General features: G+C 49.2%; 15 protein-coding genes. 10 read left to right on the forward strand and 5 right to left on the reverse strand.

All coding sequences use genetic code 11. From position 1 onward, the window contains the following. Positions 1 to 33: 33 nt before the first annotated feature. On the reverse strand, positions 34 to 501 hold the full coding sequence (locus EL628_RS21890; RefSeq protein ID WP_126582143.1) for a hypothetical protein: 468 nt from the start codon (positions 499 to 501) through the stop codon (positions 34 to 36). Positions 502 to 1192: 691 nt separating this feature from the next. Between EL628_RS21890 and EL628_RS21895 the strand changes: the two genes are divergently transcribed. From EL628_RS21895 to EL628_RS21905, 3 genes are all read left to right on the forward strand, one after another. Then, positions 1193 to 3001, forward strand: a complete 1809-nt coding sequence (locus EL628_RS21895; RefSeq protein ID WP_126582144.1) for an McrB family protein — start codon at positions 1193 to 1195, stop codon at positions 2999 to 3001. Beyond that, entirely contained in the window at positions 2976 to 4682 is a 1707-nt protein-coding gene (locus EL628_RS21900; protein ID WP_126582145.1) for a DUF2357 domain-containing protein, read from the forward strand. Before EL628_RS21895 ends, EL628_RS21900 begins: the two co-directional genes overlap by 26 nt. 486 nt (positions 4683 to 5168) lie before the next feature. Next, positions 5169 to 5420, forward strand: a complete 252-nt coding sequence (locus tag EL628_RS21905) for a hypothetical protein (RefSeq protein ID WP_126582146.1) — start codon at positions 5169 to 5171, stop codon at positions 5418 to 5420. Positions 5421 to 5474: 54 nt separating this feature from the next. Here the strand turns inward: EL628_RS21905 and EL628_RS21910 are convergent, their stop codons facing one another. Both EL628_RS21910 and EL628_RS21915 read right to left on the reverse strand, forming a co-directional pair. Then, positions 5475 to 6692: an MFS transporter gene (locus EL628_RS21910; protein WP_126582147.1), complete on the reverse strand. Its 1218-nt coding sequence runs from the start codon at positions 6690 to 6692 to the stop codon at positions 5475 to 5477. Between the two features lie 53 nt (positions 6693 to 6745). After that, positions 6746 to 8008 (reverse strand): hypothetical protein, encoded by a 1263-nt coding sequence (locus EL628_RS21915; protein ID WP_126582148.1) that lies wholly within the window; start codon positions 8006 to 8008, stop codon positions 6746 to 6748. A gap of 237 nt (positions 8009 to 8245) precedes the next feature. Here EL628_RS21915 and EL628_RS21920 point away from each other — a divergent pair, with 237 nt between their 5' ends. The 3 genes from EL628_RS21920 (at position 8246) to EL628_RS21930 (ending at position 10056) form a co-directional block, all read left to right on the forward strand. Beyond that, complete coding sequence (locus EL628_RS21920) at positions 8246 to 8464, forward strand: hypothetical protein (RefSeq protein ID WP_126582149.1); 219 nt, start codon at positions 8246 to 8248, stop codon at positions 8462 to 8464. Between the two features lie 141 nt (positions 8465 to 8605). Continuing rightward, positions 8606 to 8929 (forward strand): hypothetical protein, encoded by a 324-nt coding sequence (locus EL628_RS21925; protein ID WP_126582150.1) that lies wholly within the window; start codon positions 8606 to 8608, stop codon positions 8927 to 8929. Between the two features lie 179 nt (positions 8930 to 9108). Further along, a complete protein-coding gene (locus tag EL628_RS21930; RefSeq protein WP_126582151.1) occupies positions 9109 to 10056 on the forward strand; it encodes an alpha/beta hydrolase in 948 nt (315 codons plus the stop codon). Between the two features lie 119 nt (positions 10057 to 10175). On the opposite strand, the gene EL628_RS21935 is transcribed toward EL628_RS21930, so the two are convergent. Further along, complete coding sequence (locus EL628_RS21935; protein WP_161975670.1) at positions 10176 to 10919, reverse strand: 4'-phosphopantetheinyl transferase family protein; 744 nt, start codon at positions 10917 to 10919, stop codon at positions 10176 to 10178. Positions 10920 to 11218: 299 nt separating this feature from the next. Continuing rightward, positions 11219 to 12043, reverse strand: a complete 825-nt coding sequence (locus tag EL628_RS21940) for an FkbM family methyltransferase (RefSeq protein ID WP_126582153.1) — start codon at positions 12041 to 12043, stop codon at positions 11219 to 11221. 528 nt (positions 12044 to 12571) lie between these two features. Here EL628_RS21940 and EL628_RS21945 point away from each other — a divergent pair. The 4 genes from EL628_RS21945 (at position 12572) to EL628_RS21960 (ending at position 19138) form a co-directional block, all read left to right on the forward strand. Then, the gene (locus tag EL628_RS21945; RefSeq protein WP_126582154.1) at positions 12572 to 14164 is read left to right on the forward strand and encodes a DMT family transporter; all 1593 of its coding nucleotides are present in this window, start codon (positions 12572 to 12574) and stop codon (positions 14162 to 14164) included. Next, a complete protein-coding gene (locus EL628_RS21950) occupies positions 14161 to 16422 on the forward strand; it encodes a hypothetical protein (RefSeq protein ID WP_126582155.1) in 2262 nt (753 codons plus the stop codon). The genes EL628_RS21945 and EL628_RS21950 overlap by 4 nt, the downstream gene beginning before the upstream one ends. Before the next feature lie 160 nt (positions 16423 to 16582). Then, entirely contained in the window at positions 16583 to 17416 is an 834-nt protein-coding gene (locus EL628_RS21955) for a hypothetical protein (protein ID WP_126582156.1), read from the forward strand. A gap of 90 nt (positions 17417 to 17506) precedes the next feature. Continuing rightward, entirely contained in the window at positions 17507 to 19138 is a 1632-nt protein-coding gene (locus tag EL628_RS21960; RefSeq protein ID WP_126582157.1) for a PP2C family protein-serine/threonine phosphatase, read from the forward strand. Positions 19139 to 19225: the final 87 nt, after the last annotated feature.

Raw genomic sequence — 19225 nt, forward strand, 5'->3', positions numbered from 1 at the left:
AGATATTGGGACGAGCTATAGAGCCGGGTAGCTTTATTCCTCATCCTCATCCTCATCTCGCCGTGCATTTGGGGTTGAGGCTCCAAATATGCTCCCGAGGGTGCTGCCAATTGTGCAGAATAATAAACTCCCCACGCCCACTATGATCAGGCCGCTGCCGTGATTGTTTGTCAGCGAAAAATTCATGATCAGGGCAGAGAGGAGCCCGCCTACAAGGCCCAGGCAGAGCCCACCAATGATGCCTGGTAGCACCTGCTTGCTGCGATTCTGGATGAGGATGCCTAGCAAAAGGCCGCCAATTCCCCAGATGCCGCAGGCCCCCAATAAGAGGAACCATAATCCCCCAGACAGTCCTGCCTGGCTCTGATCGCTGATACTGGGCCCCAGCATCCAGCTATAGGTGAGGGTAATAAGAAGGAAGAGGGCACTGAAGATGCCTATGAGCTTGAGGTGTGGGAACAGGCTCCGACTTCGGATTGGGCCTGATGAGAGGTCTGCCATAACGTTTATCTCGATCCTTTATGCTTGCCACCAGGAGAAAACTTTCCCTCGCCTGGCCGGGGCAGGTCATGTTCAAGATCCTGCCCTCTCTAGAGTTGTATTGTATCTTTGCTCATTATAGCTGATTCGGGGAGGATGGGCCACTGTCACTGCGAGAGAGTGCAGGGCTTTCTAGTTCTTGCATGAATCGGGGAAAAGGAAGAGAGGCGGGTGGGGAAGCTCAGCGGACGCGACTGCGGTCGGGTCCCTGTCCGGGGGGACAATGAATTGAAAGGGTTCGGGATCAATTGATTGTGGCTGACGACAGGGGCTCGACCGCAGTCGCGCCCGATAAATTGTATATTACACAAATTACCCCTCATGAATCCGATGCCAGGAGATGAAGTGCTTCTGCATCCCCTCCTGTGATGAGAGATGAGCCGGGGTTATTGATCGCAAGACCGGGCTTGACAAGCAGATCAATCCCACCTTAGAATAAGGCTGCAAAGGTAGATATAAGGTGGCAAATTTTGCGATATACGCGTTTCGTTCTCAGCCCTTCAAGACACTGCACAAAGAACTTGTGCTGCCAGCATCCTGATATAATCTGATGGCCTGTTTTCGCTGCATCTGTCCATCAGATAGCCCATCAACCTGGAGCTAACCCGTATTGATAAGCTAAAATACTGGAGTAACAGTAAGGAATCGCTACATGAATGCGTATCTTCTCCCAACCAGTAGTTCGGAATTGAGCATAAAAAAGAACTATGCCCTGAAAGCAAGATATACGATAGGCATATCCAGAGATGACGACCTTCCTGTTCAGGTTGATGACATGATCTATCTTTTTCAAACCACCGAGAATGCTCTTCTTCCCTACCAATTCACCGTTAGCAGCATCAATCGCGATGCAACAACATTTGTAATCTCTGTCTCAAAAACCTACAGGAATGCTTTGCTGCTTGATGGATTGAGGCCAGTCTGGGTTATTGGACAGGTAGGCAGGTTAAATCCTCAACCTATACAAGAGTGGGTAAATGGACAGAGTCCTCTCCATCCCATCCATCTGACATCTTTGCAAATTGGTATGCTCGAGCAACTACTGGATATCTCATCCTTTATTCTTAGCGACTCTTCTCCATCCTCAGAAGCTCAGGCAGTCATCCAGAAGGCAAGCCAATTCTTTGACAGGATCGCGGCTCAGCTCCAGAATATGCAGCAGCTTACACAACAGCAGCATCAGGAGAACCTGACGCAGAATGAGGCTCTTTCCCACTTTGCCAACACCTTTTCTGACCGGGCGCTTGCTGTCCTGTTTGATATTGCCAAGGCGTTAAGCAGTCAGAATGAGACGCTGAGCCGTCTTGTCGCAACCTACGAGGGGACTACTCCAGCGAGATTGGTTCAAGAGAACGAAGAACCTTATCAACCCGTTATCGAGTTCGAGCATGAAGAACCTTCAGCACTGGAAGATTGGCCGGAGGATGATGTCCTTGATCTGGTGAAGACGCACATTCACGAGCGTGGCTTCTACTTTGAGGATGAGCAGATTCTCAATTATCATATCTGTCTCAAGACGCGTCCATTTGTGATTTTATCGGGCCTCTCTGGAACCGGCAAATCGCGGCTGGCGCAGCTCTATATGGAAGCTCTGGGTCAGGGCGAAAAGCAGTTTGAGCGGCTGGCTGTACGGCCCAACTGGAATGATGATCGCTATCTTCTTGGTCAACTTAACACCTTTACAGGTGAATATCTTGTCGAGCCAGCGCTGGCTTTTATTCTCGAAGCCATCCAACATCCCTCTCGTCTCTATAGTCTCTGCCTGGATGAGATGAATCTTGCCCACGTCGAGTATTATTTCTCCCAATTTCTCAGTGCGATGGAAGAAGAGCAGCCTGCAAAACGGCGCATCAAGCTCTTCACCGATCAGACCTTCCAGCAGCTGCAGCGCTCTGGCAAGCATCCAGGTGTGCCAGCCGAGATTCATCTCCCGGCGAATCTGCTGATCACCGGCACCATCAACGTCGACGAGACGACGCAGCCGATCAGCGATAAAGTGATTGATCGCGCCAATACCATCGAATTCTTCCACGTTGATCTGGATCGACTCCCTACGGGCCCAGCGCCTGAGGCGTCAGAGCAGGCTTCGGAGCCCTTACTGGTCCCTCAACGCATCTGGCAGAGCTATCGAGCAACGCAACCTGATCCAGGTTATCGTCCGCTCATTAAAGAGATCAGCGCACTCTTGCAGAAGGCCCAATTAGGATTGGGCTACCGAACCGTTCGTGAGATAGAGCTCTATCTTGCCAACAGCAAGGGACTGCTTAAGCCACAAGACGCCTTTGACCTGCAATGCAAACAGCGTATCCTGCCACGGATCAGAGGAGGGCAGAATATTGAGAGCACACTCACAAATCTCTCAGACCTCTGTAAAGCGAACGGTCTATCGCGAACTCAGCAGCGGCTGCAAGAGATGAAAGACAGGTTGAAGAGCGATGGCTACACCACCTTCTGGCGTTAATACCTGGCTGACGCTCAATAACAGGCCCCTGCTCTTTGGACCCGATGAGCAGAATTTTGACATCCAGGTTGGAGAGCGTAAGAACGCCATTTTTCGTGTCACAAAGCATGCACCAGAAGGTCTGACCATCATCGTCGAGGATGTAGAGCTAGAGACCGAGCGCTGGGGCTACTGGACATGGTTTCCTAAAGACTATGCCGGACTGTATGAAGTGCGGATACAGGTCCCTGAGCAAGAAGGATATAGAACCAGAGTCCGCGTCTTCGCCGAGAAAATTGAGCAGGCTAACTACGATGTCATGCAGAAAGAGCTGATTGCCATAGCCCATGATCTCTTCTTTCAGCTGCGCTCGTTAGTCACTGAACGCGTTGCTCTGGCTCAGAATGCAGAAGAGGCATCCGCCTTAAATGATTATCATAAGGTCAGAAAACTAATGGACGATTTTGCCAGTATTCTGTCCGCAATCCGCCATGATCCGCATCGCGTTCTTAAGCAACAAGAGCTTCAGACTGGCTGGCAGCACTTGCGAACAGTGGATAATAATTGTCAGCCCGTTGGCCACGATATGATTCGGCTCTCCCGGCGTGCAAGCCCTATCGCCACAACCTGGCGTACGAGCCATCCAACCCTCTCCTATGATATGTACGAGAATCGGCTTGTCAAGCACTTTCTCTCTCAACTGTTGCCCGTAAAGCTTGAAAGTATTCGCCAACGAGCTGAGAGCGAGGTTCTGTTGCGCCGACCGGTGCTCTTGCATAAGCAGAAGATGGGATATAATGATGCTCTTGATGAGGAGAAGGATATTCAGGCGTTAGAGCAGGTGGTGTTGTGGTGCGAAGCAATGAAACAGCGTTGCTGGCACTGGCGCAACGAAGCCTTTCTTAAAGAGGTCAGGAGCGAGGTTGCTAGCAGTAAAGCCACCCAGCTCTTGCTCAAGCACCCCTCATATCGATGTTTTTATCAACTTTATTTAAATTTCCAGCAGCAGTTTCAACTCAGTTTCGACACCCAGAGCTATGTCACCGAGATTGGTCTACGGAAAACCTCCGAGTTATACGAGATCTGGAGCGTCTTTAAGCTCACTGAGATTGTCGTTCGGCAACTAAAAGAAGCTGGTTATCGGATTATCGCAGGCGATCTTGCCGATCAGATCGACAAAAATTATTTCCAATTTCGTGTTCGCAAAGATCGTTCGAACCTTATTCTTGAGCGAGCTAACCAGAGGGTTGAGATTAAATTTGAACCAGTCTATCCCAACACTGCCAGTACCAGGCCGCAAACAATCGTCTCCGTCATTGGCAACAACAGGCCACAGACCCCCGACATGTCCATCGAGGTCTATCAAGCAGGAGATAGCAAGCCGAAAGTTTTAGTCTTTGATGCTAAATATAGCTGGGAACGACAAAAAGATGGAACCTATCGGCCCGCACACAAATCACTCGAGAAAATGGCCTTTTACCGCCAGAGTATCCGCTACAAAACCTCGTCAAAGTCAGCTCGAAGACGTGGAGATAACGAAATCGAGATCGTCGCTATCTCCTATGCACTCTATCCAGGCCATTACGTTGAAGGTGGCGATGCCGTAGGAGCCCTGGCCCTTTACCCCAACATGCCCGCCAAAATCTATCAAGAGACCTGGGATGAAGTGAACAGCATTCTAAGCGACACCTCCGTTATCTAGCTAATCACCACAAAATAAGCAATGTACCAAAATAAATTATAAAAAACACAATAAGCGATTTATCGCATAAAGGAGGTAGGGCCCATCATTCATGATGGCCGTGGGACCCTCTCCACGATGTTCCCCCCATTATTCTCATGATGGCCGTGGGACCCTCTCCACGATGTTCCCCCCATAATCGCATGATGGCCGTGGGACCCTCTCCACGATGTTCCCCCCATTATTCTCATGATGGTCGCGGGACCCCCCACCCTGTTGGCCGCCTAAACCCCATGATCACCTTTATGAATAACAACCTTTCGGGTTTTATCTATTCTACACGTAGATTCATCTTTTTTGTAGAACAGCAAAGAAAACCATAGTACCAATTCGTATACTTTTCTGCCCTGATAGGAGTATAACTAGCAGGTCCCTAATTTTTTCATGGTCTTATAGAACAGTCCTTATCTGATTGTATATTAATGTACCAATGGAGTTATCTGTAGTATGACCAGCGAGCAAACCCATTTTATTATCAATATGTTTGGTTCAAATCCGATCAGCGAGCGTTTCAACGAACTGACGTCGCAGATGGAGTATTATCTCTCCGATGGAAGTATCCTCTTCCTGGGCGATGAGACAGTAACCTATGCCGAACCTGGCTATCCGCTTGTACAGACTGCGGTAGCGAACATGCTCCCTCCCGAACTCAAAACGTCAACGATTCGCCCATTCATCAAACTGCCGTTCCTCTCGTAGAGGGCGGCCTTTTTTATCCCGACAGACCCTCTATTCGATGGCGCTTCCCCATCTCTAAGGACATGATTTTCGCGTCAGACCTCGCCAGAAGCTCCTGTTGCATGTCGTGACCAGAGCAACCAGCGCCAGACCTCCAGCCGTCAACAACACAGTTGGAGCAACCGCAACCCTTTCAATCAACCAGCCTGTGATTGCCAGCCCTACTGGTTGCCCACTATATGCGAAGAGACGGAAGACACTATTTACCCGCCCCTGAAGGGCATCTGGAATGATTGAGAGCCGATAACTCATCTGGATACTATTGGCAAGCGGCCATGAGAGAAAGAGCACAAAAGAGAGCAGCCCCAGCACAAATGGGTTGGGAGCAAGCAGATAACAGGCCGTAATGAGCGCCCACAACCAGAAACAGCCAATCAGGAGAGACTGAAAAGAGAGCCGTTTTTGCAAGAACGGTACCAGCAGTCCTCCAAGCACCCCTCCAATGCCCCCGATCGTAAAAATCAGACCAATCTCGAACGTTGTGGCATGCATATGTTGAGCCAGGACAACCAGTATTAGCAGATAATTGGCCGAAAGCAGATTGCTTATGCCAGCGATCAAAGCCAGAAAACGGATCTGCGGGTGTCCCCAGAGCCATTGCAGACCCTCGAGCAGATCTTTTCTAAGCGTACGAGTACTCTGTTCTCGTGGCTGTCGAAAATGTCGTTTGAGAAAGGCAAGCGTAAAGACAGAGATAGCATAGGAGATCGCATCAACCATAAAAGGCACCATTTGCTGAAGAGAGAACAGAGCCCCCCCCAGTGCAGGGCCGATGAGCGTCGTCATAGCCGTACTAACTTCATTGAACGCAGTCGCGTCAGGAAGTTGTGGATAGGGGACGATTTCTGAGAGACTGGCGACCTCTGCCAGATTAAAGATAACAAACAGGCTTCCCTCAATCAGCGCAACCAGATAGAGTTGCAGGAGACCGGGCTGCCCATAGATGAACGCAAAAGGGATGCTGGCCAGGCAAAGAGCCCGACCAACATCGCACCAGAGCATGAGCTGTTTACGGTCCCACCTATCGACCAGGACACCAGCAGGGAGACTAAAGAGCAGATAAGGCAGGACACGTAGCGCTCCAATCAGACCGGCATCGGTCGGCGAGTGAGTGAGGACTAAGATGAGCAAAGGGAAGGCTAGCTGAGAGACCTGCGAACCTGTAGCAGAGATTAGCTGCCCCATCCACAACAGTTGATAATTAGGGTTACGCCATAGTGGCTCTTTGCTCATCCTTTATTTCTCCCTTTGTCACAGGTGATAAAAAAGAACGACCGCAGATGCACTTAACACAAGACGAGATTCGCACCTAGCTGCTGTACTGGACGCGAGAGACGATAGCTACAGCGATCTGAGGTCAACTGATGATAGAGATTTTTGATCAGGGTAATATTATTAACCGAATTAATCCCCTTACAGACTTTTAACGCATTAAGGGCCGTCTCTGTTGCGACCGCATACGAGCCCTGTCCAAACCAGACCTGAGAACGTAGAACAGAGATCCAGGCATGGCGGCGTGTCTGATCCGGACTAATGAGCTCTTCCGCTTGATCCAGCTCACTATCAGCCTCATCATATTCTTTCAGCGCAATCAAAGCAGCAGCCTTTCCCAGGCTATAGCGGCCAGTATTAATATTGGCAAAGAGATCAACGAAGCTCCCGTCTTCCATCTTCCCTTTACTCAATAGACGTGCGGATTTATCAAGGCTCAAAGAGGCTGCACGTCGCTGCTTCAGCAGAGCTTGAGCCAGCGCCAGATCGAGTAAGATGGCCGCTTCCAGGCGAGGAACCGAGAGCGGGATTGCCTGCTCAAAGTCCAGCATCGCCGCCTGTACATAGTCGGGATCAAGAGGATCAATCCCCACAGTACCCTGCTGAAGATTGACAAAGCCACGCTGATAAAGAGCCACGGCCTGCATCTTCTTATTGCCCATATTAGTTGCCAGCTTCACACAGGTATCGGCATACTCAAACGCCTTTTTATGATTTAGCTGGTCATTATAAATCGTAGAAGCCAGCGGATAAAAGCCACACAGGAGCTCAAAAATGCGATTCTGCTCATTTTTTGGCACCTGTGGCGCAATGGTCCGCAGATCATTAATCATCGACTCAATATCTCTCAGCGAGCCCTGGGCTGTGCTCGTATAGTCCAGTTGCCAGTAGAGATCTAAAAATGTGTCATATCTCTGAACATGATTGCCACTGGCAGCCATCTGGGGAAGAGAGGCCGCCTGTGTCGTTACAGGTGCCAGATCCGTCAGAGAACCCAGTCCAAATAAAATAGGCGGAATGCCAAGTATCCCGGCCAGGACGCGGCGGCGCTGCTCATCTTTGGGTATGAGATTATATTTTTCAGCCATCGTAACCCACCTTTCACTTACCGGCTCGCCCTTAAAGTGCTTGCCGTACTCAACCGCAACCTGTTTGGCAGTCATCTTCTGTGCTTTACGCCATGCTCTCATGACCTCGCCACGATGAGGCCAACCATCTCCTTGCGCGGAGTAGGGGCCATACTCACTATGAGGTCCCCAAAAGAGTTTTTCAGGCATCCTTTCCATTCTCCCACTGTTTATATTAACGCATACGAAGCGTACTTCAAGTATAATCAATAATGCGTAGGCTGTCTAATAAGGAAAATATGAAAAAGGAAATAAACAGTTCGTAAATTTAAAAACGTAGTAACTATTTCTCTCTCTTACTGGTATGATTTTAGTAGAGTACACTAAAGGTTACATATTTTGTAGAGTGATAAATGTATATAGAATAAGAAAGGGCGTTCTAGGAATATGGCACAAAGCGAGGTTGCACGTCTGCGAAGACAGATAGAAGCGGAATGTGAAGACTTTAAGCGCATGATGACTGCTTATGCTGCTGTTGCGTCACACGATAGCATTAATCGGCGTTATCAGCGTTTAACGGCCTCAATGAGTCAGCTAGAGGCTCTGATTGATCCACGCGAGGCGCAGAGAATTGTCTGTGAGACCTATATTCAAATTGTTGGCTAGCAAATTGTTGGCTAGCAGGTTGTTGGCTAGCAGATTGCTGGCTAGCAGATTGCTGGTTAGCAAATTGCTGGCTAGCAGATTGTTGGATAGACCAGATGGAATTGATCATGCAGGTTAGAAGATGGACAGAGGAGCGAATCGGTGCAATCATCTTTTCATTATCCCCACGCATTGGCACAGACAGAGGCAGTGACTTGTATTCGTACTCCTCCCTATCCTTTGCAATGGGGAAGGCGCGTAAGAGTTTTATTGGAGCTGCATGGCTGCACTTTTATTAATGAAGGTAGTTCCTGTTTAATTGAATTTCCAACGATGACTATCAAGCAGGAGATCTGGCCGCGTGCCCTGTGCGTACGTTATTTAATAACGCTGCCAGATGGATATCAGATTATGGAGGAGCAGCCTCCAGGTGAGGGATATAGTAGCCTGGGCTTTTCAGAAAGCGATCTGATCAAACCACCATAAACAGGCATCAAGGCTGCCCGCCCTGGCAGCCTTTTTTCCATACGAGGGCCATCTGCGCTATCCTTTGGTACAGAGAACAGGATCAAGGGAGGACTCAGGGAAAAAAAGATGTTATAGTACAAAGACCACTCTTCTAAAAAGTGGATTTTGGAGCAACATTTTTTTGAGGTGATAGTAGTATGCTCGTAGTGACCATTGTCCTTGTCTGTTTGATCGTTCTCTTTGCGCTTCTGATAGCGCTTTGTTTTTATTTCTATCATTACGCGATTGCCCGTAAGCCCAAAAGTGCATTGGATGGGAACTCGGTCTTAGAGACCGATCCCAATGCAGAGCTGGCTACATTTGATCAGGGCTGGTTTGACCAGCAGAAATTTGAGCAGCTTGAATTAACGTCTTATGATGGCCTAACCTTGTGTGGATACTACCTTCCTGCCAAGGTCCCTACCACTAAAACAGTCTTGCTGGCTCATGGCTATACCAGCCGCGCGATTCCTGATATGGGCTCATTTGCAGAGCTCTATCATGAAGCATTAGGCTACAATGTTTTGCTGCCAGATGATCGTGGGCATGGACTCAGCCAGGGAAAGTATATTGGCTTTGGATGGCATGATCGCCTGGATTTCTTAAAATGGATTCACAAAGCCATCCAGATCGTTGGCCCAGATGCTCAGATTGTGCTTCACGGTCTCTCTATGGGGGGAGCCACTGTCCTGATGACGAGTGGAGAGCAGCTGCCAGAGCAGGTCAAGGCCATTGTGTCGGATTGTGCCTATACATCAATTAGCGATATTCTTACCTTCCAACTTAAGCAGACCTATAAGCTGCCACCTTTCCCTTTTATTCACCTGACCAGTCTGATCTGTAAGTTACGGGCGGGGTATCTCTTTGGCGAGGGATCAGCGGTCCGGCAACTGGCGAAAAATACGCGACCAATCCTCTTTATTCATGGATTAGAAGACGATTTTGTGCCGACTTCGATGGTCTATACCCTCTATGATGCATGTCAGGCTCCCAAAGATCAGTATCTGGTGGCAAAAGCGGGTCATGGCCTGGCTTTTGCGACAGATACCCAAACCTATACACAAAGGGTAGAGGATTTTCTCACGAAGTATATCTCGACCATATAGATTAGACTTTTACGTAACAGACCACAGCAGCCCAAATAAAATAGGTCTGTACCATGTAAACTCAATGTAACAGACCACAGCAGCCCAAATAAAATAGATCTTGCCTCTTTTTATTTGGGCTAGAGCGAGATAAAATCTGCCACGTTAAAGTCGAAATAGCGCACCGTTAGCGATTGACCCTCAACCGCCAATGCCCCTACATAGTTGCTATCAATTTCAATATGCTGCAATGACCAGCGAGCTGGTTCCTCTGGCTGATCTTGAACATGAAGCAGGCGAGCTTCTTCATGTGGTTTGAGTGAGACATCAAATTTATCGAGGGGGAATGAAAGGCCCATACCACGAGCCTTAATATACGCCTCTTTGCGCGTCCAGCAGCGGAAAAATGCCTCGTGCCGTTCAGCTTCAGCCAGCGTTTGTAGTTCTGCATATTCAAATGCGGAGAAGCTAAAGCGAGCAAGCTCTTCATAATCGATTGTCCGCTGCATATATTCGATATCGATGCCTATCTCTCTTGTGAGACTGAAGGCATAGATTGCCAATTCTTTTGTATGTGAAAGATTAAAGTACAGTGGGAGTGGGGCAGAGAGATAGGGTTTCCCATAGTCGTTGAGCGTGAAATGAAAGGTATGGGGTGGTTGGGAGAGATACTGGCTAAGGAGGAGTCGAAGTATGCCACGAGCCGCGATCCACAGCGTACGATCTTTCTCAAAGTGAAAGCGTTTCGCACGTACATCCTCGTCAGCGGATAATAGCGTCTGCAAATGTTGGAGCGTTGGAGCGGAATAGACTAAAGGTGCACGCCAGACATGTATCTCCTGCTCTGTCAGGGAGAGGGGCTTGGATTTAACCTGCTGCCACATAGCTATACATAACTCCATAAAATGTCTATCTCTAACAAACGATCGTAAAAGCGATTTGCAGATATTCTAGCACAAATCGTCTTCTGTATCATTATTGTATCTTTTTTTAGATGAGTTTTACAAGGTATTGAGACTGTCTGCAAGGGTATTCTCGTTCCAGGCTGGCCCTCTCTCGCGTTCGAAGAGGGGCTGACAGCGAGAAGCAGAGTCAAGAAAGGAAGAGGAAAATGCTGGATGAGGCTCATTTGAACGTGCATCTCTGCATTGCCCTCACCCTTCCAAACATACGGCCTGCCGATTCAGGAGGCACGCCAGCCATAGAGGTAGCCCTGAGGCGAGCAGCGGTCCCAATCAAGCAGCGTGGTAAAACCAGCTCTGGATAAGAACGACTGAAGTTCTTGATGAGGATAGGGCGAGAGATGATCATGAAAAGAGAAAGCTAGCTTGCGCACTTTTTCGAGAGTCTGTTGTGACATTGAATGAATAATAGTTCCCTCGGCACCTTCACAGCTCATTTTGAGAAAATCAATCTGCTCAAGTTGATAGTGTTCCAATATGGCTGAAATTGTTAAGGTAGGGATCGTCAGGGTCAGATCCAGGCGTGATTGAGTCGGGTGAACGTCGGTAAAATGTGGTGTGAAATAATAGTGTACAGGTTCTGATTTATGAAGGATTGGCAGTCGATTATATTGTCCATCGTCGGGATCGAGGAGCAGCAAGGAAGAACCAATCTTGTGAGAGATTGCACAGCGATGAGTCGTTACCTGTGGAAGATAGGAGATATTTTGCTGAAGTAACGTAAAGCTTTTGGGTGTTGGCTCAAAGGCATAGATTGTGTTCTGTGTATATGTAGAGGCAAAGAGCGAAAAGACTCCATAGCCAGCACCAATATCGACAACGATATCATTTTGTTCGATCGACAGAGGGGCAGGAGTATAGATCTCCTCAAAAAAGATCTTGCGGACCTGTGAGCAGAGGCCAGTTGCACCAGTGATCTGCTGGCCATTTTTTAGGACAATTCTCGTTGGTTCTTGTTGTCTGGCAAGCAAAAATACTACTTCAGCCCAATTATGATAGGCACGCGTTGCCAAGAGAGCATTGCCTAGAGTAGATCCTAGCTTCATACCCCCCTCCTCCTTCTGACTGCAAGCAAGTTATTATCGTATGGTTAAGCCCCAATAGTGTCCTTGTATGGGAACAAGCTATGTTGGCTACCCTCTCTTTATCATACAGAAAGAAACAAACGGTAAAAGACATCGCCAAATTTTTGGATGTGTATCGCCTCTTTTTACGTCAATTCCTCCCAAATTGAGAAACTATTGCCGGAAGGTACCGTCAATTTATGCTGATAATTACTAGATGATTCTGCCTCTTAACTGAAAGTATTTAGGTATACTTCATTTAGGGTGTACAGGTGATAACAGAATGATAGAGTGCAGCTTACTAGATGTGTTGCCATTCAGATGATGCAATCTTTTCTCGATTGCTTCACACACGGTATGCCGCTTCCTACCGCGTGCACACTGTCTCCTGTTTGCAGTGCTGTTCGCTACAACTGTGCTGCCGTCTGGCACCCTTGACTCGATGAAGATAAGAGATCTTGCGCTCAGAGATAGAAAAGTTGAGCACTGTTCATATGAGGTTTTGCGGGTATGAAGAAACTCAAAGTCATTGCCAGTCTCGCGTTTCTCCTCAACACGCTCCTCTTTGGCTCCTATTATTCCGTAGCCAAGGAAGTGCTCGGGCGTGTTGATCCGATTGTCTTTACCTTTTTCACTATGCTCACTCTTGTCCCGCCAGCGATCTGTATTATTGCCTTCCATTGGAAGCATATGACGAAAGAGGCGGTGAAGAGTGGTTTTGTGTTGGGAAGTTGTCTCTGTTTAGGCTTATTTACGCTGGCAGTGGCCTTAAAATACAATAGTGCCACGGGGACGGCCTTCTTTCCTTCGTTAAATGCGCTGCTGGCAGTCTTTTGTACCTGGCTCTTTTTGCGCCAGCCAATGGCCAGGGCGACCTGGTTTGCCGGAGCGGTCTCGGTCGTTGGGGCGATTCTCTTAATCACGAATGCATCGATTGGCGGAGCTCGGGGAGCTCTGATTGCCTTTATTGGCGGACTTTTCTGTACGTTTTATGTTTTTTTATCGGATCATGAACAGAAGGACCCTGCAATCTACTGGCCTTTATTTGGGGTGGAACTTCTGACGATGGCCCTATGGGCTAATCTGATTGCGCTCCTCTTTGGGGATTGGCAGATGGTCAATTTTACGTTTCCCAAAGATGTCTGGGTCGTGCTCTTTATTGGCCTGGGCACGATTTTCTTACCTACTTTGATTAGCCTCTTGCTTCAGAAATATATCTCGCCAATTACGGTCTCGTTTATTTATATTCTTGAACCTATTCTGGGAACGATTGTTGCTGCATTCTATCTCCATGAGATCTTGCCGCTGGATGGCTATCTGGGAGGTGGTCTTATCGTAGCTGGGGCAGTCATTCATACCTGGGGAACGATTGAGCGTCCCAACAATACTCTGGTGCTCCGTCGGCAGTTGTTTATTGCTGGAGAGCGTATGCATGCCTCTTTAATTAGTACGCTTCTTTATCCAGTGCTTTGCTGCGCAACTGGTATCTTTATTGTTTATAAGCTTGGAGGATTCCCTCCACAAGTCTGGTCTGATCTCTATCTCCTCGGGCCACAACTGCCAGCACTGATGAGAGATGGGCAGGGATTTGCCGTTTCTCTCCTCCTGGCTCAATCAGCATCCTGGCTCATTGCATGGATCTCGATTGTTGTGATGGGGGGAATTGCAACGTATCGGGCCATAATGAGGGTCTATCATTTTTATAAACCAATTGAGAGTACTGTTGATATACGGACATTGCGCCAGCTTGGTTACACTCCATTTTCGCGTTCGGCGGCTCGGAGGCGTGTAGATAAGCCTCTGGTGCTGCAACGGCGGCAACGCAGGCAGGATCGATTGCATCTTTCGACACGCCGTCAGCAGACTTTTCGTGTTAAGCAGCCGCAGAGGTCCATGCCAATGCTTGATGAGATGGAATGGGTGGAGCAGCAGTCTGCTGGATCACTTGTCCGGCTGCCTCGCACGCGGTTGATCGGGTTAGCCGATCATGGGCGTTCAGAAAACAGCGTATACAATGCAGCGATCATGCAAACAGATGATACCTGGGGGAATCACTGGGTCTATTGGGATGAGCTCGGAAATGCAGAAATGAGGGAACAATGAAAAGAAATGATTCAGGTGATTTCAGTGTGCTCTATGTAGAGCCGGGTGATGAGAAGGCCAGCCTCTTACAAGTTATTTCCGGTCAGAAAAAGCCGGTTGTGATTATGTTAGCAGAGCAGAGCCGACTGTTTCAACGGCCAGATGATTTTGCGACACTCAAGCATGTGAAACGGCAGTTGGACCTGCCGATCGTTTTTGTGATTCCTACCAGCACCCATCTGGCGCAGCTTGCGGCGCGTAATGGTTTCCCGGTCTACCTGTCTATGGACTCGTTGGCAGATGCTTTGAGCGCAGGTCAGCTGGGGCGTGCGCGTACAAATGGGAAGACCGACAGCTTACCACGGCCAGAGGCTACGAATCGAGGAAATGCCGAAGCGGTCCGCCAGCTCTCCTCACCCAAGAAAACGGTCCCTTTACCACTGTTGGAAGAGACCACCAGGAGGAAGCAGACGGAGCCACTCCATCCACGGGATGTCTCACAATTATTTGCCGCACCTGCGCAGCCATTGAGCCCACCACCTCCTGCTGCCCCGCAAGAATCATTTCCTGCCGTTCGCTTCAATTCGCTCGGTGGGGTTCCACCCTCGTGGGAGGACGCACATGTCGATGAGGATGAAGATGAAGCATCAGCTTTCTGGACTCCTCAGCAGATCAAACAGCCGACCGGCAACCTGCGTTCGCCATCGTTGCAGCCCTCAGGTTCACAGCCAAAGCTTGCCCCGCAGGTGCCCAAACAGCCCTCGGGAACGCAGTCTGTCCTGGGCGCGAATGCTCCAGGGCAACAGTCAGGGGCACTGAGAGTTGGTCTGCCCAAGCAGCCCTCAGGAGCACAGCCAGCTCTGGGAGCAAGAGGCGTCAGACAGCCCTCTGGTGAGCAAGCAGCACTGCGCGCTCAACGTTTGCGCCAGGCTTCTGGTGCACAACCAAAGCTCAAAACTGCACCTCTTCAGCCTCCGATGACTTTTCCTCAGCCACCTCAAACAAAGACAGGAAAAGGGCGGCCCTTTCCATTGCTTCTGGTCATTCTAACCGGTGCAGTAGTTTTTGCAGGGCTGGGTCTGTTTCTTATGTTTGCTCATACGTTGCCGTCCACCAGTGGGAATGGTTCACAGGCTGTTGCCACCACTACCGTAGGGCATATCTCATTTACCAGCAGCGAGCAACTGAGCGAAAATACAAGTAATGGGATTGAGGATCAGGTTGTCGTCGATCTGAATCATCTTGTTCCGCCCGCCCCACATAAAAATTATTATGCCTGGCTCCTGGGTGATCGAGCACAGAACGATCCAACCTCGATCCCATTGGGTGCGCTCTCTGTTACCAATGGGACTGCCCATCTCTTTTATGGAGGGGATGCGCAGCACTCGAACCTGCTTCTGTTAGCCAGCCGCTTTCTCGTAACCGAAGAAGATGCCGCCATTCCCCCCATCTCTCCTTCGCTCGATACAACGACCTGGCGTTATTATGGCGAATTCTCGACCACGCCAATTAATAGCCCGGATAACACGAAACACTTTAGCTACCTGGATCATCTGCGCCACCTGCTTGGTTCTGACCCGACTTTAAATGAGCTCGAGCTGCCTGGTGGATTGAATAACTGGTTCTATCGTAATTCTGGCAAAGTACTTGAATGGGTAAGTAGTACTCGTGAGACCTGGAATGATACCAAGGATACAGCTTTCATTCGCCGTCAGACCATGCGTGCGCTTGAATATCTCGATGGCACTTCGTTTGTCTATCAAGATATTCCCGCCAACACCCCTTTGTTAGTGGATGAGCGCCTTGCCCGTATCGGGCTGCTCGATGTGAATGGCGCCAATCAGGACCCACCATGTTATCTGACCCATATTGAAAATCACTTGAATGGGCTCTTGCAGTCTGGAGCAGTGACCCCCAATCTACGTACAAACGCTTCCGGGCTGATTACCGCCCTCAACAATGTGCAGTTCTGGCTTGGCAAAGTGCGTCAAGATGGGAAAAAAATTATGAGCATGAGCGATGATCAGTTAAAGCAGGGCGATACGCTTACAGTGCTCAATGACATGATCGATAACACCAATCATGCCTATAGTGGTCAGTTGGATCCAAGCACCAATACAATGCGCAATGGCGCAGTCTGGGTTCATGATCATATGCAAACATTGTCGCAACTGACCATTACAAAATACACCCTTCCTCAGGGAACCTCTCATCAGATGGTGCCCATGGCTCCTAGAGTCTTTGTACCTTTTAGAAGGGAAGATGACGTTCTGCAATAAATTATATACACTTTGTTTCTTGTATAGGTTTTTTGCTCATTGAGGGTGGATTGGTTCAGCCAGAGCGTCTGATGACCTCATCTCTTTAGAGATAGTTGAAATGTAATGTTTGTTTCATGAAACGTGTAGCAGCGTTGAAGACGCAGAAAGGAGTGCTCGTATGGATAAAAGAGTCTGGCTTGGAATAGGGTTAGTCGTCATTGTCATAAGTGGATTAATTGCTGGTCTCTTTTCGAATGATATTCAGCGAAATCTGACGATATCGATGTCTTCAATGATGCACACAGGTAGCCCGGCGAAGACTCCGCAGGTTCCAGGCACCCGGCCTGGGATGAAGACTCCTCAAGCCACTCAGGCAGCGCAGGGTCAGCAGCAAGGACAGGGCCAGGTCAATCTTCTTGCCCAGGACACGTTCCAGCGTACCAGTCAGGCTCTGTGGGGAACAGCATCAGATGGACGATCCTGGAGTGGTGATGCCAACAAGAGCGCAGCCTTTTCGATTACAAACGCCTCCGGTCAGATTAAGCAGACCCAGGCCGGACAGGGCACTTTTAACGCACTGCTGGGACCTGCGAACGAAAACACAGAGATCGTGATGAGCGGAATGGTCAGCGCATTTGGCAACGCCACGAATCTGGGTGCAGTTGTCCGCTGGAACGATGATAACAACTGGTATAAAGCCTTTATCGATGGGAATGCACTCACAGTCGTCAAGCATGTCAATGGAAATGCAGTTCAGCTCAAAAGTGTCCCCTTCCAGGCGCAAAATAATATGCTCTACCAGATCCGCTTCCGGGCCTATGGCGCGATGCTTTTCGCCAAAGCCTGGCGAGCCGATGGAATTGAACCCACTAATTGGATGATTGTGGCTGGCGATAATTCCTTTACGAATGGTCAGGCAGGAGTACGTGTCGTCCTTCAAGCGAATACGGTTGTGAATATTACCTCATTTGCTGCTACAATCGCTGCCATGGATAAAAATAGTGCTTTATAGTTTGAGTTATAGTTTGCTTTATAGTTTCATCGTCATCGTAGTCATCTTTTAAAATGTATGTAAAAAAATAGAACCGCAGAGGCAAGAGAGATGGAGAACATAAAAGCAGTCTATGCAGAATATGGTTGGGCCAGAGTGTTCGCACTGATTGGTCTTCTGCTCTGCGGTCTTCTATTATATGGCCTGTCAGGTGGGATGCCGCCCTGGGCCTGGCGTTTTCTCTGGCAGATTCTGCCACAGATCTCCACACTGATGGCCTCTCAGAGTCTCTCATTGCTGGGTCTTCTGTTATTGTCCATCTCCCTTCTCATTTTGTGGGCCGTTCTTTTGATCCTGGTATGGCGGGTGAGCATGCACTGCTGGCAATTTTTTTATGAGCGGCAACACTTTCAGTTTGATCTGGAGGAGGCTGAACGGATGGCAGATGCTAATGTAGAGGCGCAACAACGGGCGGAGCTACAGAATCAGATGCAAGCCTCACTTGCAGCTAATCGGCCAGTGCCTCAGGCTCCCCAGCAGACCGCTCAGCGTCACGCAACCGAGAACCTGAACTTTGCCGCCACGGGGGGCTATGCAGCTTCACAGGCATCGCATGCGGTAGGAGGCATGCGTATCTATGCTGGCCCATCGACATCAGATCTGGGTTCAGTAAACTGGCAACCGCCAGAGCGTCCCACACGCGTACTGCCAGCTCCATCATCTCAGCAGACCATTGAAGAGATCAATCAATCAAAGTTAATGCGTAAGCAACTGCGTCTGGTCTCTAATCCGGCCAGAGAAAAGCAACCTTATGAGCCCGTTGCTGCGATCGCAAACCAGACCGAGGACCTGGAGGACATGCCCACATTACCAGGGCTGAACGAGAAGCATGATACTCATCCTCATGCCCGTTTAGAGAGGATCAGGCCTGATGCAACCGCATTGCGATTAGTGGTTGGCATTGGCCTTGATCCTGGAATTGTGCGACGAAATTCGCCAAATGAAGACAACCTGTTTGCGATTCAGGGTGTACGAATGACGGATAGAGGTCCTATGCCCGCCGGGCTCTTTGTGGTCGCGGATGGCATGGGCGGCCATGCCAACGGACGCGAGGCGAGCCGCTCTGCGATTCATTCGATTAGCGATGTAATTGTTCCAGCACTATTGCGCGATGTCAGTGGTCGTGGTTCAGAGGAAGAAGAACATATCTTCGCAGATATGTTAAAAGATGGCGTTCATCGAGCGAACCTTGCCATTTACCGGCGCAACCGCGATCTGCCTCAGATGATGGGAACCACGGTTACCAGCGCACTCATTGTGGATAATACGGCCTATGTCGTCAACGTGGGGGATAGCCGAACGTACTTATATCGGGCCTCTGAAGGGCTTCAACAAGTAACCAGAGATCACTCGGTCGTGGCTCGCCTGGTGGAGTCGGGCGCTATCCTACCAGACGATATCTACACCCACCCACAGCGCAACCAGATCTATCGCTGTCTTGGTGAGCATGCATCGGTCGAGATAGATTCATTCATTGTCCATCTCAAGCCCGATGATATTCTCATCCTCTGCTCCGATGGACTCTGGGAGATGGTGAGGGATGGAGCAATCGAGAAGATCGTAGCCAGTGCCGCACATAATCCTTCTCAGATCAGCTCAATCCTGGTCCACGCTGCACTCAGTCGAGGGGGCGTTGATAATATCAGCGTCGTCGTGGTTGGTATTGTAGAGACTGAGGATTGATTTTCTTCTATTCGTAGAAGCCATAGAGACCTTGTTCCACCCCGGAGATCCAGGGTAGAACAAGGTCTCTATGGCTTCTACACATGT

The organism is Tengunoibacter tsumagoiensis (assembly GCF_003967535.1).
In the GTDB taxonomy this organism is placed as follows: Bacteria; Chloroflexota; Ktedonobacteria; order Ktedonobacterales; family Ktedonobacteraceae; genus Tengunoibacter; species Tengunoibacter tsumagoiensis.